The sequence below is a fragment of the Sulfurimicrobium lacus genome, assembly GCF_011764585.1.
Lineage (GTDB): Bacteria > Pseudomonadota > Gammaproteobacteria > Burkholderiales > Sulfuricellaceae > Sulfurimicrobium > Sulfurimicrobium lacus.
This window is the reverse complement of the sequence record NZ_AP022853.1, coordinates 3,015,344-3,041,152: the sequence shown is the minus strand read 5'-3', so window position 1 is coordinate 3,041,152 and position 25,809 is coordinate 3,015,344. Positions and strand designations below refer to the sequence as shown.

Sequence of the window (25,809 nt, the reverse complement as noted above, 5' to 3'; positions counted from 1 at the left end):
GTTCGCTGGCAGCATGGCCGGGGGATAGGCGGCCGCGCTGGTGCGGTCGTTGCAGAAGCGGCTGTCGAAGCCGCTCAGATCAACAGCGAGAAACTGGTGTCGATGTGTTTGTAGCGGGCCATCCTGTCCATCCGTCAAGTCATGATGGATGGATATTGATGCACCCGGCCAGTTGAGGCAAGATGCGGGGATGATACTTTTTCTACAGCGTCGTTAGGCAGCTTAACCAATGTACATAGAATTTGACCTCCCAGAAATTCCCGAGCATGCCGCGGGCTTTCCGCAGTACTGGCTCAAGAGCATATTCATCCAGTCTCCTTCGAACCGTTACCAGATCAACGCTCTCACCAGTACCTATGTCCGGCTTGTAGAGACCGCACTGGTCGAGTATCACTCTGGCACCGTCAAGCTGAGAGAATTTTGGGGGACTCATTCTTCCTTAAATCTCGGGGCTATGCACAGGTCGATGTCCCACTTCGAAACGTGCATATCGAACATGTACCGTGCGACGAACTGTTTCCGCCGTCTCAGACGTGACCGTCAGCAAGATCCCTTATCTCAGGAACTAAACGTGGAAAAAGCTAGCTTCGCAACGGACTTAGTCGCGGCCAGGTTTCGCACCATCCGCAACGAGATTCATCATTTGGAAGAAATGGTGATGGATGGGCGCATCGCAGATGGGCAACCCTTCGCGCTCAAGGCTGACGGACCCGAAGTTCCGCACCCGACAGAACCTAATCAGACCATTAAGACGATTGACAGGCTTGTCATTGGTACCAGAGAAATGAGATTCGCCGAACTTGCCACATTGCTTAAGGAGATGGCGAGTGTCGCAGTAAGGATCGCTGAATTTCGTCCAAACAGTTCGTCGGGCACGCATGGCCGCGGCGCTGCCTAACATTGCGTTCGAGGGGGCGCGCCGCCGATAGGCGGAGCGCCCCCCAACTTCACGTTGGGCATTTTCATACCACTATTTCATTTATAGGAGCTATCCATGGCATTAAGACCAAATCAGCCACATCCAATAGCACAGAGGTTTCCCCGTACCACCGGCTTTGTGGTTTTGTTGGTTGGTTTCGCTTTCTTCTACATTTCTATCGTCGAGCCAATTCTTCATGCAAACGTCGGGGAAGTAATAAAGCTCTCAGGTAAAGGCGGCCTCGGCGGAGGTATTTTTATTATTCTTGGTTTGCTCGTAATGCTCTTCGGGCCTCGTGCATTGGCGCTGGGGCAGACGAAAGCTGCAAACTCACAAAAATTTGCGCTGATCTTGGGTGGAGTCTTCGCCGTCGTAGGAATCGTCGCGATGGAAATTACCAAGTCATATCTTCGAGGCAAGGGCTACATTCTGCCGTGAGCGCAAGGCCCAACCCCTCATCCCACGAGTGCGGGGTCAGTCTTTCAAAATCACATAAAATGCTCAATCAGTTCTTGGCATGGATGGAACCCACTAGCATGAAATCCACTATTCCTACTGAAACAGATTCTGGACTCAACCCGCTCGCGGGCTGTGAGTTAATTTCGCATAAGCCGCCAGCAGCCGCTGGTGCATGTCGCAGCCGTGCAGCGCCAGTCCCGGCGCCGCCACGCCGAAAAATCTCGACTCGCCACTGAGCAGCGCTTCCGCCAGCCGCAACGTCTCCGCCCCATAAAGCTGCTGCAGCGCGTTGCGGTAAGGCGCGGCGTCGCCCAGGTTGAGCAAATTCTCGATGCAGCGGTAAACGCGCCGGCGCCCGGCGTCGAGCTGTTCGAAGTGGCGAATCCAGTCGCAGCCTTCGCGGATCGCGTCTTCGTCGCCGATGGCCAGGGCCAGCAGGGTTTTCAGTTCGCCCACGCGCAGGTCGCTCCAGAAGGAGCCGGCGTCGGGTGCGAGGCCGATCAGGGCGGCGACCGGGCGCTGGTCAGCGAGGCCGAGATCGTTCAGCGTTTCCAGCAGGTCGGCGCATTCGTCGTCGTCCAGTTCCGGCAGGTGGAGGATGGCTTCGCGCAGGTGGTTGCCGACGCTGTTGTTCTCCCATTCCAGGTCGTCGACCGGGTAGATCTCGGACATGCCCGGCACGATGATGCGGCAGGCGTAGACGCCGAGGTGGGTGAAGTCGGCGATGTAGATTTCGTGGCCCATGGCGTGGATGCGGTCGACCAGCCAGGCGTAGTCCTCGGTGGTGGTGGTGCTGAAGTTCCAGTCGCAGAACTCGTAATCCGGCGTGTCGCCGAGGAAATTCCAGCTGATGATGCCGCTCGAATCGACGAAGTGGATTTCGATGTTGGGCGAGCTGGCGATCTCGTCCAGGTCGAAGCCCGGCTCGGGGAAGCCGCCCAGCGCGTCCAGGGCGCGTCCCTGCAGCAGCTCGGTGAGGGCGCGTTCGAGCGCGATTTCGAAGCGCGGGTGGGCGCCGAAGCTGGAGAAGCAGCCTTGGTCATCCGGGTGCAGCAGCGTCACGTTCATCACCGGATATTCCCCGCCGAGCGAGGCGTCCTTGACCAGGATGCCGAAGCCCGCCGCGCGCAAAGCTCTGATCCCTGTTGCGATACGCGGGTAGCGGGCGATCACTTCTTCCGGCACGTCCGGCAGGCAGATGCCCTCGCTGATGATGCGGAACTTGATGTGGCGCTCGAAAATTTCGGACAACGCCTGGGTGCGCGCCTCTTCCGGCGTGTTGCCGGCCGACATGCCGTTGCTGACGTATAGGTTGCCGATGATGTTGACCGGGAACCAGACGCTGGCCCGGTCGCGCTGGCGCTCGTAGGGCAGGGCGCAGATGCCGCGTTCGGTGGCGCCGGAGTTGAGGTCGACCAGCGCGTCGGCGGCGATGCTGCCTTCCGGGTTGTAGAAGCGGTGCAGCTCGGGGGTCAGCAGTTCCTGCGGCCACGCGCCGCTTTCATCCGGCTGGAACCAGCGCTCGTGCGGGTAGTGGGCGAAGTCGCGCTGGGCGGATTGTTCGCCAAGATAGTAGTGGGTCCAGAAATAGTTGCACGACAGGCGTTCGAAAAACTCGCCCAGCGCGCTGGCCAGCGCCGCCAGCCTGGACGCGCCCTTGCCGTTGGTGAACAGCAGCGGACAGTCGCGGTCGCGCACGTGCACCGACCAGATGCCGTCTACCGGGTTGAGCCAGGAGCGCTCCTCGACGTGGAAGCCGAGGGCCGCCAGCCGGGCCTGCATGGTGGCGATCGAGGATTCGAGCGAGGCGTCCTTGCCCGGGATGAAGTTTTCAGAGTGCATGGTGAGTCCTGCCGAGTTCGTAGGCCTGGAAAAGCGCGTTTTTGAGTGCGTGGTGCTGCGCGAGGTCGTCGATGCCCAGTTCGCGCGTGGCGATAGCCTGCAGCAAGTCGAGCGTTCGCAGTTCCTGCCGCCTGGCGACGAAAGCATCCAGATCGAAGTCTCCGTCCGTCAGGAAGTCGGCGGCCAATCCTTGCGCGTTGTCGAAGCGGATTTCCTCTTCCTGCATGACTTCGTAGAGATAGGAATAAGTGTCGATGCCATGCTTGCGGGCCAGGATCGCGTGCAGCGAGGGGCGCGAAGTGCCGGGCGCGGCGAAGTCGTCCAGCTCGATTGTCGCAGACAGGGAATAGCTTTCGCCCTTGAAAGAAAATTCGACGTGGGCGTCTATGGTGTTCTTGGTACTCATGAATCCTTCCTTCATTGCATGGCGGACACGAAACCCGGGAGCGGGGACCGGTGGCGACTAGATGCGTTGCTTGCGGCGGAATACAAGTTGGGCGGTCAAATTAAGACGCTATACCCGGCCGGAAAATCCTGTTCATTTTTGCACGCCGATTAACATTGGTGCCACAAAAGCTTCATAAGAATGTAAGAAACTGCTTATAGACTCGCCGGCTTGGTTGAGTTTGTTGGCATTTTCAAGTTTCTTACGAGGAAGCGTTTATGTTGTTCTGGCATGAAGAACCGCGGCGCAAGGCGCGCATCGAGATCATCCCCATGATCGATGTCATGATGTTTCTGCTGGTCTTTTTTGTCCTGATCAGTTTGCACGTCATACCGGCACTGGGGGTCAAGACCCAGCTGCCAAGCACAAGCAAGCCGGAAAAGCTGGATGTGCGTACCCATGCCGTGGTGACCGTCACCAAGGCCGGGCAGATACAGTTAGATGGCGTCGATTATTCCCTCCCCGGCCTGCAGACCGCGCTGATCAAACTCAAGCAGTCCGGCAAGGACGTCGATGTCGTCGTGAACAGCGATCGCGACGCTTCCGTCCAGCAGCTCGTCGATGTCATGGATACGGTAAAAGCTGCAGGTATCAGCTCCGTGGCCATTGCGTCCTCCCGTAAATAACAGCGAACGGAGGGCGCCGAGCATGACAACCGCAACCATGCCAACGATGTATGACAACCGCGAGTGGGTAGCCCAGGGCGGCTCGCTTTTGCTCGGGCTCGTCCTGGCGCTGGCGATCAGCAAGCTGGCAATCCAGCATGAACCCATGCCCGTCGAGGCCCCGATCCAGATCACGCTGTCCGAGCCGCCGCTGGAATTGCCCAAACCGCCGCCCCGGGTCGAGCCGCCCAAGCCGATTGAACAACCCAAGCCGCAAGAACACGTCCAGCAAAAAGTGGCTGCGGAACCGATACGGCAACCGATTGTTACGCCGATCGCCGCAAAACCGTCCCCTGCGCCTGAAGCGAATCCGGTAAGCGTGCCTGACGTCCCTGTTTCGCCAGTCGCCAAAACATTGCCCAAGGTCGAAGAAACGCCTGTCGTACAAAGAAATGCAGCCGCCGAAGGCCGTTTCGCACAGGACGTGCGCACGCAGATCGAAAGGAAAAAGATTTATCCGGATAGCGCACGCGATCTGGGAATGAGCGGTGTGGTCGAGGTGGTTTATGTGCTGGATCGGACAGGGAAGCTGATGAAAGCGGATATCGCTTCCTCTTCGGGCTTTCCGACGCTGGATCAGGCCGCCTTGCGTGCCGTACGTGCTGCCAGTTTCGCGGCTTTTCCGGCAGACGCTTGGGTGGGTGAGAACCAGAAGGAGTTTCGTACCAGGCTGGTTTTTTCCGTCAATTATTAATGTGTGGCTGACTTAAATTTAAAAATAATGGAGTTCACGATGGACAACAAGTTTCGCCTTCGACCGCTTGCGGTGCTGATTGCCTCGCTAGTGGTAAGCAGCGCGTATGCGCAGGACGACGCAGTTAAAACCGACGATATTTCGGTGTTTGGCCAGGGACAAACCCGCCAGGTGCAGAATATTTCCAAGAAAGACATCGAAGATGCCGCACCGGGCACCAGCCCATTGAAAGTGCTGGACAAGGTTCCTGGCGTTCACTTCGAATCCAGCGACACGTTCGGTGCTTACGAGTGGTCCACCAGCATCAGCGTGCGCGGCTTCAGCGCGAACCAGCTGGGCTACACCCTGGATGACATTCCCCTGGGCGACCTGAGCTACGGCAACCACAACGGCCTGCATATTTCGCGTGCCATTTCGTCGGAAAATCTCGGCCGTGTGCAGGTGTCGCAAGGCACCGGCTCCATCGATACCGCTTCCACCAGCAACCTGGGCGGCACGATGCAGTTCTATTCGACCGACCCTGACGAACAGTTCGGCGTGACTGCCAGCCAGATGCTGGGCGAAAATTCGGCGCGCCGTACTTATGTGCGCCTCGATAGCGGTCGCCTGGCGAACGGCGGAAAACTCTATATCAGCGCCGTGGACCAGAACTCCGACAAGTGGAAAGGTCACGGCGAGCAGCGCAACAAGCAGGTCAACGCCAAATATGTCCAGTTCTTCGGCGAGAGCAAGCTGTCGGCGTTCGTGAACTGGTCCGACCGCCAGGAAGTGGACTACCAGGATCTGTCCAAGGAGATGCTCGGCCGCCTGGGCTATAAGTGGGATAACTACTACCCGGACTGGAACAAGGCCATTCAGTCATCGCAAAATATCTGGACCAGCGGCGAAACATCGGTTGACGATGCCTACTATGCCGGTTCGGGCATCCGCGAAGACTATCTCTCGGGCGTGACGCTGGACGCCAAGCTGAGCGACAACCTGCGCTGGAAGAACACCGTCTACCACCACAGCAACAAGGGTGCCGGACTATGGTGGACGCCCTACGTTCTGTCGCCGGTAAGCAATACCCCATCCGTGCGCACCACGGAATACGACATCGACCGCACCGGCCTGCTGTCTTCCCTGACCTATACGCTGGGCAACCACAAGCTGAACGGCGGTCTGTGGTACGAGAACGACGACTTCACCCAGGCGCGCCGCTACTACGCCACCACTGCGACCGACCCGCGCACCCCGTATGAAATTCCGAGCGGGCCGTTCCGCACCGACTGGGCGTTCAACTACACCGAAAAAACCATGCAATGGTATGCCCAGGACACCATTACGGTTTCGCCGAAGCTGACCGTGAATGCCGGGTTCAAGTCGCCCAAGGTGGATGTGACCGGTACGGAAACCACCGGCGCCGATCGTCCCTCCGGCAGCATCACGTCCAAGAAGTCTTTTCTGCCGCAGCTCAGCATGGTGTACAAGCTTGACGACAGCAATGAGCTGTTTGCCGGCGTGGCGCAAAACATGCGGGCTATTTATACCCAGCCGTTCGGCACCACCCGGGCCGGTTTTGCCGCCATCCAGGGCAACCTGAACCCCGAAACTTCCACCACTTACGAAGGTGGCTGGCGTTTCCAGGGCAACAAGCTTGACGGCGTGGTGTCGCTCTATCACGTTGATTTCAAGGACCGCCTGCTGAGCATCGGCAGCGGTGCCGGGATTGTCGGCAGCCCGTCTGTGCTGGCAAACGTCGGCAAGGTCGAATCCAACGGCATGGATCTGGGCCTGAACTGGAAATTCGCTTCGTCCTGGTCGTGGTTCAACTCCTTGAGCTTCAACAGCACCCAGTACAAGGACAACTACCTGGATGGCGTGAACGTTCGCAATGTAAGCGGCAAGCAGGTGGTGGGCGTGCCCGAGCAGATGTTCAAGACCGAACTGGCTTACGACAACGGTACGTGGTTTGCTCGCCTGGGCGGTGATTACACTTCCAAGCGCTACTACACCTACTCCAACGACAACTCGGTCGATGGCCGCTGGCTGTGGAACCTGGGTGCAGGCTATCGCGTCAAGAACGTCGGCTTCTTCAAGGAGGTCAAGGCCCAGGTCAACATCAACAACCTGCTCAACAAAGAGTACTTCGCCAGCATGGGCACCAATGGCTTCAGCTATTCGGACCCGACCGGCACCGGCCAGACTTTGCAGACAGGCGCGCCGCGTCAGGCGTTCATTAACGTAACCGGCAAGTTCTAAAGAGGAAGGCAACCGGAACCCGAGCGGGTTCCGGTTTTTTCAAGGAATATATTATGACGTTCACACTGGTTCACGACATCGTTATGTACATCATGGTAGGGGTGATCCTGCTTGCCACCTACGTCATTATCGAGCGCTTCATCTTCTTCGCGGCGACCCTGCGCGAGGGCAAGGACGTGGTCGGTTTCATTCGCAGCCACCTGCACGACAAAAGCCTGCACGGCGAGATCCTGCAAGCCTTCGAAAAACACAAAAGCCCCCAGGCGCGGGCCATTTGCGAAGTCGTCGGAGCGGCGCAGGAAAATCATGGCCATGAGCAAATGGAATACATCGCCCAGTCGATTTATGTGGAAAAGCAGCCGACGGTCACAGCCCGTCTGTGGATGCTGGACACCATCATTACCCTGTCGCCCCTGATGGGACTGCTGGGCACCATTCTCGGCATCATCGATGCTTTTTACAGCCTGTCTTCCGGCAGCGTTGCCGCTGATCCGGCGGCGGTCAGCCGCGGTATCGGTACTGCCCTGTACGCCACGGGCGTGGGCATTTTCATCGCCCTGTACGCCATGCTTTTCTACAATTATTTCAGCTCCAAAGCCGAACAGGTCACCAATCAGATGAAACTGATTACCCTGACGCTGCTGGGGGCGCGCTAAGTGACTATCTCTGCGAGGTCTTCCATGCCGACACGCTTTCTTGTTGGCGCCGCTGCCGCCGCAGCCCTGCTGCCGCTGCATGCCGCCGCGGCCCCCAAGGCAACCACACCCATCGAGCACGTGATTGTCCTGGTGGGGGAGAACCGTACCTTCGACAACCTGTACGGGGTGTACAAGCCGCCGAAGGGCGAGGCGGTGTGGAACCTGCTGTCGCGCGGCATCGTGCGAGAGGACGGAACGCCGGGGCCGAACTATCACCTGGCCGCGCAAAAAACGGCGGACATGAGCAAAGGCTACAACCCGGTGCCGCCGCTTGCCGGCAGCTACGCGAAATTGCCCCAGCCGTTCGCCGCCGGCGCCTTCGGCCAGCAGCACGACGTTCCCGATGCGCGTTTCCCATCAGAGCTGGCGAACGGCCCGTTCCAGCTGACCAAGTACGTGAGCGCGGGCGCGCACACCGGTGACCCGATCCACCGCTTTTTCCAGATGTGGCAGCAGGTGAACGGCGGCGCCAACGACCTGTTCGTCTGGACGGCCGACCACTTCGGTTTTTACCGCGGCGACGATATCGCCACGGTCGAGTCGGTGCCGACCTACCAGGGGGCCGTGGCCATGGGGTTTTACAACATGGCCAGGGGCGATGCGCCATTTTTCAGGCAACTGGCCGAGCGCTACGCCATTGCCGACAACTATCACCAGTCCATCATGGGCGGCACCGCACAGAACTACGTGGCACTGGCCACGGCCGACGTCGGCTTTTATACCGAGAACGGCCGGAAAGCCGTGCCCCCGGCCGGGCAGATATCGCAACTGCAGTTGTTGAAAAACGGCAAACAGCTGGTCGAAAACGGCGGCAGCTACGTGCAATGCGCGGACCAGGGCGCCAGCGGCGTAGCCCCCATAAAGGAATATTTGAGCAAGCTGCCCTACCGGACTTTCAATGACGGCAACTGCGAGCCGGGCGCCTATTACATGGTCAACAACCTCGACCCGTCCTATACGGCCGACGGCCGTCCGCTGCCCCTCGGGCCGGACAAGCTGCTGCTGCCGCCGCAGACCATTCCCACCATCGGCGACGCCATGACCCAGGCCGGCGTGCCGTGGAAGTGGTACAGCGGCGGCCGGAACGACGGCAAGAAGGTCGACAAGGAATATTGCGGCATGTGCGATACCCTGACCTTCTTCAACTCCACCATGAACGGGGCCGACAAGCACAAGCTGCTCGACCTGCAGCAGTTCTATGTGGACGTCAAGGATGCAAATAACATCCCCGCCGTGGCGGTGATCGCGCCGTACGACAGCATCTCGGGCCACCCCGGCTATGCCATGGAAACCGGCTTCGAAGAGCTGGCGCGGGACATCGTCGAACGCGTCAAAGCCAATCCGGCGCTGTGGGAAAAGACCGCCATTCTCATCACGTTCGACGAGGGCGGGGGCTATTACGACTCCGGCTACGTGCAAATCGTCGATTTCTTCGGCGACGGCACGCGCATCCCGCTGGTCGCCGTTTCGCCCTATGCCCGCCGCGGCGCGATCGACCACACCTATTACGATCATGCCTCCATCGTCAAATTCATCGAACGCAACTGGAATATCCCCGCGCTCTCGCATCGCAGCCGCGACAACCTGCCCAACCCTGTGCACGGCAAGGCAAACCCCTATGTCCCGAAAAATCGCCCGGCTATCGGCGACCTGATGAACATGTTCGATTTTTCCCGCAAATCATCCGCTCATTCAGCGCCGGACCCTGTCCAGCAGAATGCCAAGCGTTAACCCAAAGCGAAGGTAAGTGCCCAATGAATACCAAGAATGTTAAATACAAAAATCGCGTCAAGCCGCTGCTGATAGCCTTGTTGTCGGTGTTCGGCTCGACGGCTTATGCCGCGGACGCGGTGCAGTCCGTGCAGTTCCAGGAAACCTCCGCGCCCCATGGGGAAGCGGAAATGACCAGGGTTCACAGCAACGGCCATGTCGCCGTTACCCGCGGGGACGGAAGCCAGTACTCCCTGCCGTTGGCGTACCACGTGCTGTACCGTTCCGGGGAAGAGGTGGCGGGCTGGCCCGCCGGGCAGATCGTCACCGGCGAGGGCAAACCCCTGATGATTTCCAGCCATGACGAGCTGGCCCGCGAGGGCCGGGGGCCGTTCTACGCCAAGGGGCCGGACGCCAACTCGCTGATCGAGCTGCCGGCGCGCGCAGGCAAGCAGCCGGCCCTGTTCCTGGTGAGCCATTTCGAATACGACACCGATGCACCTGCCGTGGGTGGCGGCGAAGCCAAGGTAAACCTGTACGGCAAACTGCCGATGGCCATCAATGTCGCCACGCTGGCGCGGGACAAGGCGAGCGGCGAACTCAAGGCTACCCGCCTGACGAATGTCGACATGAAAGCGGTGGATGGCTTATGGACGCCCTGCGCCGGCGAAAAAACGCCGTGGAACACGCACCTCGGCAGCGAGGAATACGAGCCGGATGGCCGCACCTTCGAACGCACCCCGCTGGAAGCGATGAACCTGTACCTCGGCACGCCCGGCAAGGTGGCGCGCGACGGCGGCGCCAACCCCTATGCCTATGGTTTCATCACCGAAGTGAAGGTCAAGGCGGACGGCTCCGGGCGCATCGCCAAACACTATTCCATGGGACGTTTCTCGCACGAGCTGGGCACGGTCATGCCGGACCGGCGCACCGTTTACCTGAGCGATGACGGGCGGGACGTGATGATGGGCATGTACGTGGCCGACCGTGCCGGCGACCTGAGCGCCGGCACGCTGTACGCGGCCAAATGGCAGCAAACCGACGGCAGCAACGGCGGCAAGGCGCAGATGGGATGGATTCGCCTGGGACATGCGACGGACAAGCAGGTGCGCGCCATGATCCGGAGCAAAGTGGGTTTTTCCGACATTTTCGAGCATGTCACCGAAGCGTCCTACCGCGCCAACCCCGCGCAATATTCCGGCTACCGCCCGGTTTACGTGTATACCGGCACCGGCGGGGTGACCCAGCTCGAATACCTCAAGCTCAAGCCGGGTATGGACCACGCGGCGGCGTTCCTGGAAACGCGGCGCTATGCGGCCTACCAGGGCGCCACGACGGAATTCACCAAGATGGAAGGGCTGACATCGAACCAGCAGGACCGCAAGCTGTATTTCGCCATTTCATATGCCGAAGGCGGGATGCCCGCAGGCAAGAACGGCAACCGCCCGCAGGATGACATTTCGCTCGACGACCCCAATGGCGACCTGGTCTGCGGCGTGGTTTACCAGTCCGAACTGGTGCCGCAGGCCAAGGACAGCATGGGCAAGCCGATCGCCAGCCAGTGGGTGGCCGGCAACACCAGCGCGCTGATTACCGGCAGCAACAAATCCGCCGCCACGCCGGGCAGCAGCCAGTACGACAAGTGCGACACCGGCAAGGTGAGCAACCCGGACAACATCAAGTATTCGCCGCAGATGCACACGCTGTTCGTGGGTGAAGACAGCAATAGGCACCTGAACAATTTCCTGTGGGCCATCGACGTTCGCACGCAGCAGCCGACGCGTCTGGCATCCGCCCCGATCGGCGCGGAGTGGACCGGGCTGGCTCCCGCGGTGACGGCAGACGGTTTCGCCTACATCATGGCCAACGTGCAGCACCCCGGCGCGGACGAGGACCTGAGCAAGTATCCGGATGCAGTCAAGAAGGATATGGCCGGCCTGGTGGACAAGCGCGGCACGGTCGGCTACATCCCGCTCGGGCAGCTAAGCGTTAGCGCTCACTAGCGGAATAAAGGGCAGGGCGCGTCACTTCGGCGCCCTGACCGGTATCGAAGCGGTGCATTTTTGCAGGGACTGGACCATTTCGTCAGCCATCGCGGTAAGCCTGGCCGTCATCTCCGCCTCGGTGGTTTCGGTGGACGGCTGCGGGGCGAGCTGGAGCACGGCCAGCTCGAAACGGTCGTGCCCGCGCACGAAAAGCCGGTGCACCGACAAGCTGACGATGGGTTGTTTCGGGTTGGTGATAAACGAGCGCGTCAACGGGAAAGGCCCGTTTTCGTCCCCGGCAGTCGGGTTCTTTGCGACGATCCCGACTGTCGGCCCGAAATCCCCCGGAAGCTCGCTTACGCTGTAGCCCAACCCTGCCTTCCTTAATTCGGCCTCGTTTTTACGCTCGTTGTTGAGGATTTTTTCCAGAGCCTCTTCCGAGCTCTGGCTGGATGGCACCGTCGATACGGCGATGACGGCAAACAGCTTGTCCGGATACACGACGTCGGTCAGATAAATGGCGCCGCCGTTGAAAAACGCATGCCGGAGATTCAGTGCTTTTTCCGGCGTCGGGAAGGTGGTGCAATACACATTGGGGAAAGCATGCTTCCCGTTCCACTTTCCCGCCGGCCATTGCATCCGGTAAGCCTGTCCGCTCAGCTCGAATTTCCCCTGCCCGACGGCCGGGACGGAAATCGACGCTGAAAGAATTGCCAGAAGTCCAACAAGCAAATGCCGCAAAATTCTTCTCCTGTGAAAGCAGCCGACATGGCCCCATGACGGGCCGGAATTGGGTGGGCATTATCGACTTTCAGGTCGCCGCCCGCCATTGAAATAACTCGTTACATCTTGTTACACGCGCGATATAGCCCGGAAACCTCTTTTTCCTATGATGCCTCACATCAACGGTCATGACAGCGTTTCAGCCGCCCGACAGGCGAACGCAGCGTCTTGAATGAGCGTTTGATTTTTTAAAATTTACAGGAATTAGATGATGAAAAAAGCACTTCAAATTGCAGTACTCGCTTCCTTGCTCACCTCGTTTTCGGCCTTTGCGCACCACCCCGCCGAAGACATCATCGATGAAGACACCTGGGAGATGATCGACCAGAACATGGTGGACGCAGACTCGCCGCACCTGGACCTCGATTTCACCGCAATGTAACCGACGGTGTTGGGGGAACAGGCTGCGGCGTCCGGTCGCCGGGCAGGCGAAAAAGCCGCGGTTTGTTCCCCCGTGCCCGGTCGCGGCATTGAGCTATTTCGGCTTTTTCTCGCCCACCTTGGCGTCGAACTTTTCCTTGTTGATGACGAAGCGCTCGTGGCGCCCCCGGGAAATCACATCCACGCCATCGTGCGCCTCCACGGCGAAGAGCAATCGGCGACCGTCCACCTCCAGCAATTCCACACTTGCCGTGACCTCCAGTCCGGGCGGCGTCGCAGCCTCGTGGCTGACATCGATGTGAGTGCCTACTGACTGCTCTCTCGGCCAGTCGAGATGGGGGTTGATGGCCTTGATGCAGGCCCACTCCAGAAAGCCGACCAGAAAGCCGGTCGCGAACACTTCCGGCATGGCCACGAATTCTTCCGCTTCCGGGTAGAGCGCCGGAACGGTCTTGGAAGTCGGCACCACGAACTTGTGCTGGTAGCGGATGCCGGGTTTGAGCGTGTCTTTCATCGCTGTGTTTTCCCCCTCAAGAACTCAAGAAACGGCCAGCGCAACTCTCCGTCCAGCGCGGGTCGCAAGCGTTACCAGCATGTCCAGGCTGAACTTGTCGCGCTTGCCGCGTACCAGGTCGGATACTCTCGATTGCCCGATGCCCAAACGTACCGCAGCTTCGGCCTGCGTCCAGCCGGAGCTGGCGATGGTTTCGCGCAGCCGTGCCATCAACTCGGCGCGCATCGCCAGCAACGCCGCCTCTTCCGGGGAAAAACCCAAATCGGCGAATACATTTCCGGACGATTCAACAATCGGCTCTTTATCCATGATTCATCCTCCTATCTGTTGATACCGACGGGCCGCCAGCTCGATATTTTCGCGCCGCGTCCTCTGCGTTTTCTTCTGGAAGGCATGCAGCACATACACCGCATCCGCCATCTTGGCCACATAAATCACCCGCCACTCACCCAATACATGCAGGCGAATTTCATAAGTGCCTGAGCCGATGTTCAGCATCGGCCTGAAATCAGAAGGCATCAGCCCGCGCTGCACGGCATCCAGCTCAAAGCCCGCATCGCGCCGGGCTTCGGCGGGGAAGTTTTTAAGGTCATCCAGACTTGAGCCAACAAAACGCAGCTTTTTCATGGAGGGAATTATATCAATACTTTGATAATTTATTAAAGTACTTTGATAAAAATGAAGGGGGACACTGGCAAGGAATTATCGAGTTTGACCCTGAGGTCTCATGCCATGATGGGGTCGGCCCCGACCCGATTAACCCAAACGTGCGTGGTGAACGTACTGCTGATAGGCCGGGATGGCAATGGCCGCTGCGATGCCCAGCCCGGCAACGCCAAAGATGAGAAACACAGCCCAAAACGACCACTTTTTCTGTACGCGCTCGAAGTGCTCGATACTGTCCCAGCGCTTGTTCTTCCAAGCCAGTTCCCGGCCTTTGAATCCCAGGTAGACCGAGACGACAAATCCGATGTAAGGGATGACACACAGCAACCCGATCCACGTCTTGTTGGCAATCGCCCATATCCAGTTGAGCAGGAACGCGCCCCAGCTCCAGCCCTTTACGCCGGGAGGAGGAACGATGCCCTTGCCGCCGCCCGAGTTGTTTTCGCCATCGAAAATATCGTCGACATTCGAAAGGGGCGGCTGGAATGGATTGTCCATGGGGGCTCCGGGAAGGGGTGAGGCGATGAGGGATATGTTACAGGTTGGGCACTTTGGTCAGTTGTGACCGGCTTCGGCATGCAACTTCAGCCCAAGCGCGCCGATGACTTTAAGGATGGTATCGAAGCCCGGGCTACGCTCACCGGAAAGCGCCTTGTAAAGGCTTTCGCGGGACAGTCCGGCATCGCGCGCGACCTGCGACATACCCTTGGCGCGAGCAATGTCGCCAAGTGCCTTGGCGATGAATGCAGCATCCCCGTTGGCTTCTTCAAGGCAGGCTTCAAGATAAGCAGCCATTTCCTCTGGGGTTCTGAGGTGTTCAGCGACGTCATAGCGGGTGGTAACAGTCTTGGTCATGGTTGCTACTCCGAAAGATTACGTGCGAGGCGCAAGGCGGTCTTGATGTCTTTGGCTTGGGTACTCTTGTCCCCGCCAGCCAGCAGAATAATCAGCTCTCGCCCTCGCTGCTTGAAATATACCCGGTAGCCGGGACCGTAGTTGATTCGCAATTCCGAGACACCTTCGCCAACCGGCTCGACATCTCCAGGGTTTCCCGCCGCGAGCCGTTCGATTCTTGTTTGGACGCGCGCTCTCGCCTGAAGATCGCACAACGCGTCCAGCCATTGAGCGAAAAGGCCAGTTTTGCGGATTTCAATCATAAGTTAATGTAGCCATATGGCTACATGTTGTCAATGCCATGCGCGCCGTTCTGAGGGGCCATTGTTTGAGTTGGCCGCCACGATTTTCATCGTTCGTTGCCCTATAAATTAATCCCAAGCTGAGCCCTTTAATTCGCGACTGCTCACGCCCTACGCGGGCTGCTGCCCGGATATTGATAGAACGAGCAGAGCAACGTCGTCGAATGCAGCAATCTGACGATCAGTTGCAGACGATTGCAACAAAGAAGCCTTGCTGTTCTCAAGAGCTTCTTCAAGAGACGCGATTATTTTGCGATTGCCATATTGTTGTTGAAGCAGGACGCCAACAGCCGCGAACAATGCGGCATGCGATCCGGCAAGCGCTTCAAGTTTGTCTCGGATGGCTTCGGTTTCGGTCATCATGTCTCCCAACATAAATTCGACGTCATTAGTGAAATATAATCTGGCGAGCGACCGCCGTATGATCCTGAATTAATATCAAATATAATTGTTTTATAAGCCATTATTTTTGTGAACGCGGCAAGCAACCTAGATAAAGACGGCATCCATCCTGTCGGAATTAAACGTCATATCTCCCAGCATGGCAAGCCGCTCCATTGCAATCTCTATGAGTCTTGATGCCTTACTGAAGCAAGTCCGCGCCTGCCGCGTGTGCGAGGCGCATCTGCCACTCGGGCCGAAGCCGGTATTGCGCGCGGTGGAAAGCGCGCGGCTGATGATCGTGGGGCACGCCGGGGCGGCGGGTGCATGAGACGGGGGTGCCGTGGAACGATCCTTCCGGCGACCGGCTGCGGCTCTGGCTGAACATGTCGCGCGAGGTGTTTTACGACGAGCGGCGCATCGCGATCATTCCGACCGCTTTCTGCTATCCCGGCACCGGCGAGCACGGCGATCTGCCGCCGCGTCCGGAATGCGCGCCGCTGTGGCACCCGCAATTGCGCGCCCAGATGCCGAATCTGCAGTTGACGCTGCTGGTCGGCAGCTACGCGCAGGCTTATTACCTCGGCAAGCGCGCCAAGAAGACGCTGGGCGCCACCGTGCAGGCATGGCAGGAATATCTGCCGGAATTCTTCCCCTTGCCGCACCCCAGCCCGCGCAATCAGCGCTGGTTTAAACTCAACCCCTGGTTCGAGCAGGACGTTTTGCCGGCTTTGCGGCAGCGCGTGGACGCGCTGTGGTAGTGAAGTGAATCAGGCATGCGCCGGTTCGAAACGGTGAATCCGCGACAGTACATCCGCCAGCGCGTCTTTTGCCTGAGCCGTGTCGTAATCGGTTTGCAGGCCGATCCAGAAACCGTCGCTCATGCCGAAAAAGCGCGACAGGCGAAGTCCGGTATCGACGGTGATGGCGCGTTTCCCGGCAACGATTTCGCCGATGCGCCGCTGCGGTACGCAAATTTCCTTCGCCAGCCGGTACTGGGTGATGCCCATCGGCTTCAGGAATTCTTCCAGCAGGATTTCGCCGGGGGTTGGGTAAGCGACTTCGCGCATGGTTTATTTCCTCAATGGTAATCGACGATCTCGACGTCGTGGGCATGGCCACCTTCGAAGCGGAAGCATAGCCGCCACTGATCGTTGATGCGGATGCTGTATTGACCCGCGCGGTTGCCGGAAAGTTGCTCCAGCCGGTTGCCGGGCGGGATGCGCAGATCTTCAGGCTTTTCCGCGCGATTCAGCATTGCCAGCTTGCGCATGGCCACCGACTCGATGTTTTTGAAACGGGCCGAGCGCCTGCCGTTGAACAGGTTTTCGGTGTCGGCGCATTTGAATGTCGAGATCACGGCAAAACACTAACGCAGTACGTTAGTAATGTCAAGCGAGCGTATTCCTCGGGACTCAACCCCTGGTTCGAGCAGAACCTTTTACCGGCTTTGCGGCAGCGCGTGGACGCGTTGTGGTAGGCGTAGGTTTTTTTTCCGCCTGAGCCTGCTGGCCGGGGCGGCGCGTGCCTTCCGCCGCGGTCCCCGTGCCGGCGGGCTGCCAGTAGGGAACCAGGTGCTTCTTGCCGTTGCCGATCAGGTCGCTGCGACCCATGCGCTTGAGGGCTTCGCGTAGCAGCGGCCAGTTGTTGGCGTCGTGGTAGCGCAAGAAAGCTTTGTGCAGGCGGCGCTGGCGGTCGCCCATGGGGATGGGCACCTCCTCGCTGCTGCGCGTGACTTTCTTCAGCGGGTTGCGGTGGGTGTGGTACATGGTCGAGGCCAGCGCCATCGGGGTGGGCAGGAAGGCCTGCACCTGGTCGGGGCGGAAGCCGTTGGCTTTGAGCCATAGCGCCAGGTTGAGCATGTCCTCGTCGGTGGTGCCGGGGTGGGCGGCGATGAAGTAGGGGATGAGGTACTGTTCCTTGCCCGCTTCTTTCGAGAATTTCTCGAACATCGCCTTGAACTTGTCGTAGGTGCCGATGCCGGGCTTCATCATTTTCGACAGCGGGCCGGGCTCGGTGTGCTCGGGGGCGATCTTGAGGTAGCCGCCGACGTGGTGGGTCACCAGTTCCTTGACGTATTCCGGGCTTTTCACCGCCAGGTCGTAGCGCACGCCGGAGCCGATCAGCACCCGCTTGACGCCGGGAATGGCGCGCGCCTTGCGGTAGAGCTGCACCAGCGGGCCGTGGTCGGTGCCCATGTTGACGCAGATGTCGGGAAACACGCAGGACAGGCGGCGGCAGGCGGATTCGATTTTCTCGTCCTTGCAGTGCAGCCGGTACATGTTGGCGGTCGGGCCGCCCAAGTCCGAGATGGTGCCGGTGTAGCCCGGCGTCTTGTCGCGGATTTCCTCGATCTCGTGCAGGATGGACTGCTCCGAGCGGCTCTGGATGATGCGCCCTTCGTGCTCGGTGATGGAGCAGAAAGTGCAGCCGCCGAAGCAGCCGCGCATGATGTTGATCGAGAAGCGGATCATCTCGAAGGCCGGGATGCGCGCTTCGCCGTAGGACGGATGCGGGCGGCGGGCGTAGGGCAGGCCGTAGACGTGGTCCATTTCCGCCGTGGTGAGCGGGATCGGCGGCGGGTTGAGCCACACGTCGCGCTCGCCGTGCGCTTGAACCAGGGCGCGGGCGTTGCCGGGGTTGGATTCGAGATGCAGGATGCGCGAGGCGTGGGCGTAGAGCACCGCGTCGTCCTTGACCTGCTCGTAGGACGGGATGCGGACGAAGGTGTGAGTGCGGTCCAGCTTGGGTTTGGGGTGGAACACTACTGGACTCCCCTCGCCCGCAAGCGGGAGAGGGGCTGGGGGAGAGGGCAAAGCCAGACCGAGTGCCCCCATCAAGCTTTCCAGAACCGATTCCGTCTGTTGCAAAACATCGTTATTCCAGAAGCGCAGAACCTTGATCCCTTGCTCCTGCAGGAATTTGGAACGTTCCTCGTCGTGTTGAACCTGTTCGGCATGCTGTCCGCCATCAAGCTCGATGGCCAGGTTTTTCTCGGCGCAGAAAAAATCCAGAATGTAGCGCCCGACTGGATGCTGGCGGCGGAATTTCAGATTGAAGAAGCGCTTCGCGCGCAGGGTTCCCCACAGCAGTTCCTCGGCATCGGTCTGGTGGATGCGCAGTTCTCGGGCAAAGGCCAGAATGTCTACCGCCAGATGCCTGGGCGGGGCTGGGTGTTTTCCCTCTCCCCGGCCCTCCCCCGCTTGCGGGGGAGAGGGAATTCTTTTCTCGGGCGATGAGTGAGGTGGTTCCTCGACGGAAGTGGAATCCACTTCCGTCCAGCCGGAACTCCCCCCTTTGTCAAAGGGGGGCGGGGGGGGATTTGAGCGCATGAAAGCGGTGCCGCGCAGGTCGGTGATCTCGGCGATGGCTTCCCCGGCGGCGAGGCGGTGGGAGAGGTCGACCAGTGCGCGCTCGGCGTTGCCGTAGATCAGCATGTCGGCCTTGGAGTCGGGCAGCACCGAGCGTCGCACCTTGTCGGACCAGTAGTCGTAGTGGGCGATGCGGCGCAGGCTGGCCTCGATGCTGCCGATCACGATATTGGCCTTGGGATAGGCCTCGCGGCAGCGCTGCGAGTAGACGATCACGGCGCGGTCGGGGCGCTTGTCGGGCGTGGCGTCGGGGGTGTAGGCGTCGTCGGAGCGGATCTTGCGGTCCGAGGTGTAGCGGTTGACCATCGAATCCATGTTGCCGGCGGTGACGCCGAAGAACAGGTTGGGCTTGCCCAGTTTCTTGAACGCCGCCGGGCTGTGCCAGTCCGGCTGGCTGATGACGCCGACGCGGAAGCCCTGGTCTTCCAGCAGGCGCCCGACCAGCGCCATGCCGAAGCTGGGGTGGTCGATGTAGGCGTCGCCGGTGACGATGATGATGTCGCAGCTGTCCCAGCCGAGCGCTTCCATTTCCTCGCGCGAGGTGGGCAGGAACGGCGCGGTGCCGAAGCGTTTGGCCCAGTATTTGCGGTGGGAGGTGATGGCGGGTACGGTTTGCATGAGTGCTATTTTAGTCTCAAAGGCTTGGTTCGGGCGGTCATAAAAACTTAACGTTGCAGTCATTTCGGCGTCATCGCCGCTCTTTATCGTTGCCTCGACATCATCAGGAGGAGAACCTAATGTTGCTGAGCCAACAACCCCAGGTAGCGCCGCGCCGCGATACCAAGCTGTTCTACTGCTTCGCCCAGAACGCCGCCGATATCGAGGAGGCGCAGCGCCTGCGCTACAAGGTCTTCGCCGAGGAGATGGGGGCGCGACTGTCGACCCGCAAGGCCGGCGTCGACGAAGATATTTTCGACCCCTACTGCGATCATCTGCTGGTGCGCGACGGCGACAGCAACGAAGTGGTCGGCACCTACCGCATCCTGAGCCCGGAAAAGGCGCGCAAGATCGGCGGCTTCTATTCGGAGGGCGAGTTCGACCTGACGCGCATCGCCCATCTGAGCGACCGCATGGTGGAAGTGGGGCGCTCCTGCGTGCACCCGGACTACCGCAGCGGCGCGGTCATCACCCTGCTGTGGGCCGGTCTGGCGGAATACATGGAGCGCGGCGGCTACGAGTACCTCATCGGCTGCGCCAGCATCAGCATGGCCGATGGCGGGCATGCCGCCGCCAGCCTGTTCGAGCGCATCAAGATCGACAACATGAGCCCGGTGGAGTGGCGCGTGCGCCCGCGCAACCCCTTGCCGCTGGCCGCCCTCAACCGCGAACTGAACCCGTCGCTGCCGCCGCTGATCAAGGGCTACCTGCGCCTCGGCGCCTATATCTGCGGCGACCCGGCCTGGGACCCGGATTTCAACACCGCCGACCTGCTGGTGCTGCTGCCGCTGGCGCATCTCAGCCGGCGCCATGCGCGGCATTTCCTCAAGCGGGAAGTCTCGTAGCAGCCGGGGCTTATAGCTTGAACTGGCTGACGGAGCTTTTCAGTGTGACGGCGAGCCGTTCCATCCGGCTCGCCGCTTGCGAAGCCTGATCGGTGGCGTGGCTGCTTTGCTCAGCCATTTGCGCGATGCGTTCCAGTTGCTGGGCGATCAGGGTGCTGGCGGTGTCCTGCTCCCTGGAGGCGGATGCCAGGTCCACTAGGTGCATCAGTGTCGCGGCTGCGCCTTCATTCAGGGTACGTAGCGGCTCCACCAGGAGATTGACGGTCCGCACCCCGCTTTCCACCTGCTGGCTGCCGGCCTCCATGCCGCTCACGGCGTTCTGGGTTTCGTTCTGGACCGTTTCGATCATGGCCTTGATCTCGTTGGTCGCGGTCCCGGTGCGTTCCGCAAGCTTGCGCACTTCGTCCGCCACCACCGCGAATCCGCGCCCCTGCTCGCCGGCCCGTGCCGCCTCGATGGCGGCATTCAGGGCCAGCAGGTTGGTCTGGTCGGCGATTTCCTTGATCACGTTGGCAATCCCGCTGATCTGCTCGGAATGCTGACGCAGCAACTGGATGCGCGCGGCGGCGTCGAGCACCGTTTCGGCAATGTGGTGCATTTCGCTGGTGGCGTTGCCGAGCAGGCTCTCGCCGGACGCGGAAAGACGGGCCGCGTCTTCGGCATTGTTTTTGGCTACCTGGGCGTGCTCCGCCACCTGCGAGATGCTGACGGTCATTTCTTCCACGGCGGCCGCGGTAGTGGCGGCTGCCTCGCTCTGCTGGTGCGAACTGTCCGCGATGTGCTGCGTCAGCCTGGTCATGTCCGCCGCCGCTGACGCCACTTCGTCGGCGCTGGACATGACGGTTCTTTCGATCTGCAACAGGCCGTCCATGAAGCGGTTGAAGGCCTGGGCGGTTTCAGCCAGTTCATTGCTGCCTTCGACCGCGATGCGCTTGGTCAGATCGCCCTCTCCCTCGGCCAGCTCCTTCATCGAGCGGTTCAGGTCGCAGATCTGGCCGGCGAGGTTGCGTGCAATGGCGAGGGAAATGCCCAGCCCGGCCACCACTGCGACCAGGCCCAGAATGATGCTGAGCGTGATGCCCCTGCTGGCGCTGTTGTCGACGTCGCGCTTGGTGCGGGCGGTTTCCTCGCTGATCGCCTTCAGGCTGTCCAGAATGACCTGCTTGATATCGCGCCACAGCGGGGTTTCTTCCTTGTTGAGCAGGCCCTTCGCCTGCTCCAGGTCGCCGGCCGTAACCAGCGCCACGATTTTTTCCTGGGACGCCTTCTGTTTCTTGCGCAACTCGGTAATTCGTTCCAGCGTGGTCACCATGGCGGGATCGGATGCGGCCAGCTGGCGCGCACTTTCCGCCGCCCCCTCGAAATCGCTCATGGCCTTGTTGAGATTGTCGTAAGCCTTGCGGTTGGTCGGGTCGAGCTGGATGTTGCGCATCGCCTGCCCCATCTGGAGCCCCTGGGCATACATGTCGGAAAAGGCCAGCTGCAGCGAAAGGTCGTGGTCGACGAACTGGTTGAAGCGGCCCCGCGTATTGTTAAGGCTCATCAGGGCAACGACGATGGCGACGGTGAAGAGTAGAAAAGTCACACCCATGAAAAGGAACAGCTGGTTCTTGACTCTTAAATTTTTCAGCATTTTTTTCTACCCCTGATTATTTGCTGGTCCGTCGCAAGAAGATTGATATTTGTTGTGAAATCAAGGGGCCATTTTGCCCGAAAATAGAAGTACAGGCAAAACGGGTCTCGGGCCGCTCCGTTTTGGAGCGGCGAAAAAGCGACGCGGGAATCAAGCCTTGCGCCAGGTCGTTCCCTGGGGGGAGTCTTCCAGCAATATGCTGACGTCGGCCAGTTCCTTGCGGATGCGGTCGGCCTCGGCATAATTTTTTGCCTGCTTGGCAGCGGCGCGGTCGGCGATGAGCTGCTCGATGCGCTCCGGGCTGTAGGCGGAATCCGTTGCGCCGCCTTGCAGGAATTCGTTGGGATCGCGCTGCAGCAGGCCGAGCACGCCGCCCAGCGACTGCAACAGCGCGGCGTGTTGCAGATCGCCTGATTTGTTGGCTTCGGTGGCCAGGTCAAACAGCACGGCCATGGCTTCCGGGGTATTGAAATCGTCTTCCATCGCGCTTCTGAACTTGGCGGCGTAGGCGTTGTTCCAGTCAATGGCGTAAGGGGTGATGGGTAATGGGTGAGAGGTGACGTTCTTTAGCGCGGTATAAAGCCGCGTCAGCGCGCCCTTGGCGTCGTCGAGATGCTGGTCGGAGTAGTTCAGCGGGCTGCGGTAGTGGGCGCGCAGGATGAAGAAGCGCACCACTTCCGCATCATATTTCGCCAGCACTTCGCGGATGGTGAAGAAGTTGCCCAGCGACTTGGACATCTTCTCGTTGTCCACGCGCACGAAGCCGTTATGGATCCAGTAGTTGACGTGCTGGTGGCCGTGCGCGCCCTCGGACTGGGCGATCTCGTTCTCGTGGTGCGGGAACTGCAGGTCCTGGCCGCCGCCGTGGATGTCGAAATGCTCGCCCAGCAGCGCGTCGCTCATCACCGAGCACTCGATGTGCCAGCCCGGACGGCCTGCGCCCCACGGCGAGTCCCATTGCGGCTCGCCGGGCTTGGCCGATTTCCACAGCACGAAGTCGAGCGGGTCGTTTTTGCCTGCCGCCACGTCCACCCGTTCGCCGGCGCGCAGGTCATCGAGCGACTTGCCGGAGAGTTTGCCGTAGCCGGGGAAGTCGTGGACGGAGTAGCACACGTCGCCGCTTTTCGCCACGTAGGCCAGCCCGTTGTCCATCAGCGCCTGGATCATGGCGATCATGCCCGGCACGTATTGCGTGGCGCGCGGCTCGTGCGCCGGCTTCTGCACGCCCAGCGCGGCGGCGTCCTCGTCCATGGCGGCGATGAAGCGGCCGGTCAGGGCGTCGATGGGCTCATGGTTCTCGGCGGCGCGCTTGATGATCTTGTCGTCGATGTCGGTGATGTTGCGCACGTAGGTGACATCCAGACCCTCGGCCCCGAGCCAGCGCTGGATCATGTCGAACACCACCAGCACCCGCGCGTGGCCGAGGTGGCAATAGTCGTACACCGTCATGCCGCACACGTACATGCGGACCTTGCCGGGTTCGATGGGGACGAAATCCTGCTTGGCGCGGGCGAGGGAGTTGTAGATTTTCAGCATGGCGAACGGCGATTTGGAAAAAGCGCCATTTTAGCAGGTCGGACGGCTACAGTGCTTTACAAGCTCCGGGCAATCATTTTGCCTGCATGGCGGCGCGAATGGCCTTGGCTACTTCCGCCGGGGGCGTGCCGTGCTGCAGGGTGGCGACCATCTTGCCGGTCGGGTCCACCACGTAGGTCGCGGCGGAATGGTCCACCACGTAGCCGCCGGCCGAGCCGGTGTTCTGCTTGCTGTAGCTGGCGCCGTAGAGCTTGGCAACGGCGGCGACTTCCTGCGGCGAACCGGTGATGCCGAGGACGTTGGGGTGGAAGAAGGTGGCGTAGGTCTTGAGTTTTGCCAGCGTGTCGCGTTCCGGGTCGACCGAGATGAACAGTACCTGCGTGCGCGCCAGTTCATCCTTGCTCAGCATGTCGAGCGCCTGCGAGGTGTAGGCGAGGGAGGTCGGGCAGATATCCGGGCAGAAGGTGTAGCCGAAATACACCAGCACCACCTTGCCGCGCAGATCCTTGAGCGCAACCGGCCCGTCGGCCGAATGCAGGGTGAAATCGCCGCCCATCGGGGCCGCGGCCAGGGAAAGCGTCTGGTGTGCCCGGTCGCCGGCGGGTTGCCAGAACCAGATGACCCAGACGAGGAGGAGGGCCAGCACCGCGCCGGCGGCGAGCAGAAGTTTCTTGGTCATGATTAAGCCGTCGGTTTGAAATGAAAAAGCAGCATATCCAATTTTACAGTGACGCCAGACCGCATGCGCTGCGGCAAAATGTCGCGCTCAGTTGTGCGTGGTGATGAAGCGGAACGGCGCGGCCACCTTGGCCTTGTCGCCCGTGACCACCACCACCGCCTGCCACGCCATGCGTCCGGTGATGCACACCGGCAGGGTGGTCTGGCCGGAAAACTGGCCGCTGCCGTCGCGCTGCAGCTTGGGCCGGTTAAAGCCCATGTTCATGTCCACGCCGGTCAAATCGACCTCCACCGCGCGGGCTTCCATGCCTTGCACCTTGACGTTCAGGCGCAACGGTTGCAGCAGGGGGATGGGGCGCGGCGCAATGGCGAGTTCGATGCGCCCGCCGCCCGGAATGGCGCTGCTGCACGGTCCGGCCTGCAGGTCGCAGGTGGTGTCGAGCGGGGCGGTGTAAGTGACCTCGCCGGGCGGCGCCAGCAGGAATTTGGCCGCGACGGCGGCGGCGATGGCCAGTGCGAGCGCGGCGATGGCGATGATGAGCGATTTGTTGGACACGGTCACGTTAGGAACCTCTGATTAAGTCAAACGCGGTCGCGACGTGCTAAGAGGATCACTCATCGACCCACAGGGATTCCAGTCCCCAGGTGCGCATGGCGGCGTAGTCGTCGATAGAGGTGGATACGACCTGCTCCATCGGAACCTTGGCGAGCATTTCGCGTCCTTCCCTGGTGGCGCCGAATTCCAAAAGAGCGCTGCGCAATTTTTCGCGGACTTCCTTGGGCACGCGCGGGTGGGCGGCAATCGGGTGAGAGGCCATCTCGCGTGTCGTATACAGCACCTTGAGCGCGTCGCGTATGCTCGGGTCCTGTTCCTGCAGGGTTTTTTCCACCCCGCCGCCCGCGCTGGCCAGGCCGTTGACCACGTGCAGGTAGACCGAGCTGTGCGTCTTGACGTAGAGCGGCTTGACCGTGGCCTTGAATAACCGGGCCAGATCGGCGCGCATCAGCAGGCTGGCGCCGATGGCATTCGGCGAGGGGAAGGCGACGGTCTTGCCGTCCAGTTCTGCCGGGGAATGGATGGGGCTGTCCTTGCGCACCACCAGGATTCCGCGCAGGGGTGCGCTGTCGCGCACCAGCGGAATGTATCCCTGGGATGAACTCACTTTCATGATGTGATAGGGGTTCGCATAGACGAAATCGAAAGCCCCCTGACCAATGCCGTGCTCGAACTCCGGCACCGAAAGCGTCGCGACCAGTTTGAGCGACAGGCCGCTGCGCTGCGCCACCTCGTCCACGATGGGTTTCCAGATCGCGAACAGCTTGCGCTGTTCGAATTGGGGAACCACCGCGAAGGTGTAGGTGGTTTGCGCCATGGCATTGAAACTGGTGGCAAAAAAGCTTGCCAGACAAAGCAGCAGCGCGACGACGGGGTTATGGAGGGAAAGCGGAGTTTTTCTGATAAAGGAAAAACGGTCCTTTGTGGTTGCGTTATCCATGTTCATAACTCCCG

30 protein-coding genes are annotated in these 25,809 nt (G+C 60.4%); 12 read left to right on the top strand and 18 right to left on the bottom strand.

All coding sequences use genetic code 11. The annotated features are described in order from the left end of the window. Positions 1-229: 229 nt before the first annotated feature. Together SKTS_RS14705 and SKTS_RS14700 are read left to right on the top strand one after the other, a co-directional pair. A complete protein-coding gene (locus SKTS_RS14705; protein WP_173066616.1) occupies positions 230-898 on the top strand; it encodes a hypothetical protein in 669 nt (222 codons plus the stop codon). A 96-nt stretch (positions 899-994) separates the two neighbouring features. Continuing rightward, positions 995-1,357: a hypothetical protein gene (locus SKTS_RS14700; protein ID WP_173066613.1), complete on the top strand. Its 363-nt coding sequence runs from the start codon at positions 995-997 to the stop codon at positions 1,355-1,357. A gap of 135 nt (positions 1,358-1,492) precedes the next feature. Here SKTS_RS14700 and ycaO read toward each other — a convergent pair whose 3' ends face one another. Both ycaO and SKTS_RS14690 read right to left on the bottom strand, forming a co-directional pair. Beyond that, positions 1,493-3,220: a 30S ribosomal protein S12 methylthiotransferase accessory factor YcaO gene (gene ycaO / locus SKTS_RS14695; RefSeq protein WP_173066610.1), complete on the bottom strand. Its 1,728-nt coding sequence runs from the start codon at positions 3,218-3,220 to the stop codon at positions 1,493-1,495. After that, positions 3,210-3,626: a hypothetical protein gene (locus SKTS_RS14690; RefSeq protein WP_173066608.1), complete on the bottom strand. Its 417-nt coding sequence runs from the start codon at positions 3,624-3,626 to the stop codon at positions 3,210-3,212. The genes ycaO and SKTS_RS14690 overlap by 11 nt, the downstream gene beginning before the upstream one ends. A 257-nt stretch (positions 3,627-3,883) precedes the next feature. Here SKTS_RS14690 and SKTS_RS14685 point away from each other — a divergent pair, with 257 nt between their 5' ends. The 6 genes from SKTS_RS14685 to SKTS_RS14660 are packed head-to-tail and all read left to right on the top strand — an operon-like array spanning position 3,884 to position 11,676. Further along, on the top strand, positions 3,884-4,291 hold the full coding sequence (locus SKTS_RS14685; RefSeq protein ID WP_173066605.1) for an ExbD/TolR family protein: 408 nt from the start codon (positions 3,884-3,886) through the stop codon (positions 4,289-4,291). Positions 4,292-4,313: 22 nt separating this feature from the next. Continuing rightward, complete coding sequence (locus SKTS_RS14680; RefSeq protein WP_173066602.1) at positions 4,314-5,024, top strand: energy transducer TonB; 711 nt, start codon at positions 4,314-4,316, stop codon at positions 5,022-5,024. Positions 5,025-5,063: 39 nt separating this feature from the next. Beyond that, complete coding sequence (locus SKTS_RS14675; RefSeq protein ID WP_173066599.1) at positions 5,064-7,265, top strand: TonB-dependent receptor; 2,202 nt, start codon at positions 5,064-5,066, stop codon at positions 7,263-7,265. 53 nt (positions 7,266-7,318) lie between these two features. Beyond that, positions 7,319-7,921 (top strand): MotA/TolQ/ExbB proton channel family protein, encoded by a 603-nt coding sequence (locus tag SKTS_RS14670; RefSeq protein ID WP_173066596.1) that lies wholly within the window; start codon positions 7,319-7,321, stop codon positions 7,919-7,921. Positions 7,922-7,945: 24 nt separating this feature from the next. Further along, on the top strand, positions 7,946-9,694 hold the full coding sequence (locus tag SKTS_RS14665; RefSeq protein WP_173066593.1) for an alkaline phosphatase family protein: 1,749 nt from the start codon (positions 7,946-7,948) through the stop codon (positions 9,692-9,694). A 23-nt stretch (positions 9,695-9,717) separates the two neighbouring features. Next, entirely contained in the window at positions 9,718-11,676 is a 1,959-nt protein-coding gene (locus SKTS_RS14660) for a PhoX family protein (protein ID WP_173066590.1), read from the top strand. 21 nt (positions 11,677-11,697) lie between these two features. Here the strand turns inward: SKTS_RS14660 and SKTS_RS14655 are convergent, their stop codons facing one another. Next, positions 11,698-12,399, bottom strand: coding sequence for a hypothetical protein (locus SKTS_RS14655; RefSeq protein ID WP_173066588.1), 702 nt, complete (start codon positions 12,397-12,399; stop codon positions 11,698-11,700). Positions 12,400-12,652: 253 nt separating this feature from the next. Between SKTS_RS14655 and SKTS_RS14650 the strand changes: the two genes are divergently transcribed. Next, the gene (locus tag SKTS_RS14650) at positions 12,653-12,823 is read left to right on the top strand and encodes a hypothetical protein (protein ID WP_173066585.1); all 171 of its coding nucleotides are present in this window, start codon (positions 12,653-12,655) and stop codon (positions 12,821-12,823) included. Positions 12,824-12,916: 93 nt separating this feature from the next. Here SKTS_RS14650 and SKTS_RS14645 read toward each other — a convergent pair whose 3' ends face one another. The 7 genes from SKTS_RS14645 to SKTS_RS14615 all read right to left on the bottom strand — a co-directional run bounded on the left by SKTS_RS14645 (position 12,917) and on the right by SKTS_RS14615 (position 15,558). After that, positions 12,917-13,336 carry a thioesterase family protein gene (locus SKTS_RS14645; protein WP_173066582.1) on the bottom strand — a complete coding sequence of 140 codons (420 nt, stop codon included), beginning with the start codon at positions 13,334-13,336 and terminating at the stop codon, positions 12,917-12,919. A gap of 24 nt (positions 13,337-13,360) precedes the next feature. Further along, positions 13,361-13,645 carry a helix-turn-helix domain-containing protein gene (locus SKTS_RS14640; protein WP_173066580.1) on the bottom strand — a complete coding sequence of 95 codons (285 nt, stop codon included), beginning with the start codon at positions 13,643-13,645 and terminating at the stop codon, positions 13,361-13,363. 3 nt (positions 13,646-13,648) lie between these two features. Further along, on the bottom strand, positions 13,649-13,963 hold the full coding sequence (locus tag SKTS_RS14635; RefSeq protein ID WP_173066577.1) for a type II toxin-antitoxin system RelE/ParE family toxin: 315 nt from the start codon (positions 13,961-13,963) through the stop codon (positions 13,649-13,651). A gap of 129 nt (positions 13,964-14,092) precedes the next feature. Continuing rightward, on the bottom strand, positions 14,093-14,500 hold the full coding sequence (locus tag SKTS_RS14630; RefSeq protein ID WP_173066574.1) for a hypothetical protein: 408 nt from the start codon (positions 14,498-14,500) through the stop codon (positions 14,093-14,095). Between the two features lie 57 nt (positions 14,501-14,557). Continuing rightward, entirely contained in the window at positions 14,558-14,857 is a 300-nt protein-coding gene (locus SKTS_RS14625; protein WP_173066571.1) for an addiction module antidote protein, read from the bottom strand. A 5-nt stretch (positions 14,858-14,862) separates the two neighbouring features. Next, on the bottom strand, positions 14,863-15,159 hold the full coding sequence (locus SKTS_RS14620; protein ID WP_173066568.1) for a type II toxin-antitoxin system RelE/ParE family toxin: 297 nt from the start codon (positions 15,157-15,159) through the stop codon (positions 14,863-14,865). A gap of 150 nt (positions 15,160-15,309) precedes the next feature. After that, a complete protein-coding gene (locus SKTS_RS14615) occupies positions 15,310-15,558 on the bottom strand; it encodes a hypothetical protein (protein WP_173066565.1) in 249 nt (82 codons plus the stop codon). Positions 15,559-15,766: 208 nt separating this feature from the next. Here SKTS_RS14615 and SKTS_RS19015 point away from each other — a divergent pair, with 208 nt between their 5' ends. Beyond that, on the top strand, positions 15,767-15,910 hold the full coding sequence (locus tag SKTS_RS19015; RefSeq protein WP_244617356.1) for a hypothetical protein: 144 nt from the start codon (positions 15,767-15,769) through the stop codon (positions 15,908-15,910). Between the two features lie 7 nt (positions 15,911-15,917). Further along, entirely contained in the window at positions 15,918-16,340 is a 423-nt protein-coding gene (locus SKTS_RS14610; RefSeq protein ID WP_244617355.1) for a uracil-DNA glycosylase family protein, read from the top strand. Positions 16,341-16,349: 9 nt separating this feature from the next. Here the strand turns inward: SKTS_RS14610 and SKTS_RS14605 are convergent, their stop codons facing one another. The 3 genes from SKTS_RS14605 to SKTS_RS14595 are packed head-to-tail and all read right to left on the bottom strand — an operon-like array spanning position 16,350 to position 19,568. Continuing rightward, positions 16,350-16,649, bottom strand: a complete 300-nt coding sequence (locus SKTS_RS14605; RefSeq protein ID WP_173066562.1) for a HigA family addiction module antitoxin — start codon at positions 16,647-16,649, stop codon at positions 16,350-16,352. 11 nt (positions 16,650-16,660) lie between these two features. Next, positions 16,661-16,939 carry a type II toxin-antitoxin system RelE/ParE family toxin gene (locus SKTS_RS14600; protein ID WP_173066558.1) on the bottom strand — a complete coding sequence of 93 codons (279 nt, stop codon included), beginning with the start codon at positions 16,937-16,939 and terminating at the stop codon, positions 16,661-16,663. A gap of 55 nt (positions 16,940-16,994) precedes the next feature. Then, positions 16,995-19,568, bottom strand: a complete 2,574-nt coding sequence (locus SKTS_RS14595) for a YgiQ family radical SAM protein (protein WP_173066555.1) — start codon at positions 19,566-19,568, stop codon at positions 16,995-16,997. A 119-nt stretch (positions 19,569-19,687) separates the two neighbouring features. Here SKTS_RS14595 and SKTS_RS14590 point away from each other — a divergent pair, with 119 nt between their 5' ends. After that, on the top strand, positions 19,688-20,452 hold the full coding sequence (locus tag SKTS_RS14590) for a GNAT family N-acetyltransferase (RefSeq protein WP_173066552.1): 765 nt from the start codon (positions 19,688-19,690) through the stop codon (positions 20,450-20,452). A gap of 10 nt (positions 20,453-20,462) precedes the next feature. Here the strand turns inward: SKTS_RS14590 and SKTS_RS14585 are convergent, their stop codons facing one another. From SKTS_RS14585 to SKTS_RS14565, 5 genes are all read right to left on the bottom strand, one after another. After that, positions 20,463-22,085 carry a methyl-accepting chemotaxis protein gene (locus SKTS_RS14585; RefSeq protein WP_173066549.1) on the bottom strand — a complete coding sequence of 541 codons (1,623 nt, stop codon included), beginning with the start codon at positions 22,083-22,085 and terminating at the stop codon, positions 20,463-20,465. Positions 22,086-22,235: 150 nt separating this feature from the next. After that, entirely contained in the window at positions 22,236-23,621 is a 1,386-nt protein-coding gene (cysS, locus tag SKTS_RS14580) for a cysteine--tRNA ligase (RefSeq protein WP_173066546.1), read from the bottom strand. A gap of 73 nt (positions 23,622-23,694) precedes the next feature. Then, positions 23,695-24,300: an SCO family protein gene (locus SKTS_RS14575; RefSeq protein WP_173066543.1), complete on the bottom strand. Its 606-nt coding sequence runs from the start codon at positions 24,298-24,300 to the stop codon at positions 23,695-23,697. A gap of 87 nt (positions 24,301-24,387) precedes the next feature. After that, entirely contained in the window at positions 24,388-24,861 is a 474-nt protein-coding gene (locus tag SKTS_RS14570; protein WP_244617354.1) for a hypothetical protein, read from the bottom strand. A gap of 49 nt (positions 24,862-24,910) precedes the next feature. Next, the gene (locus SKTS_RS14565; RefSeq protein ID WP_173066541.1) at positions 24,911-25,795 is read right to left on the bottom strand and encodes a phosphate/phosphite/phosphonate ABC transporter substrate-binding protein; all 885 of its coding nucleotides are present in this window, start codon (positions 25,793-25,795) and stop codon (positions 24,911-24,913) included. Between the last annotated feature and the right edge of the window lie 14 nt (positions 25,796-25,809).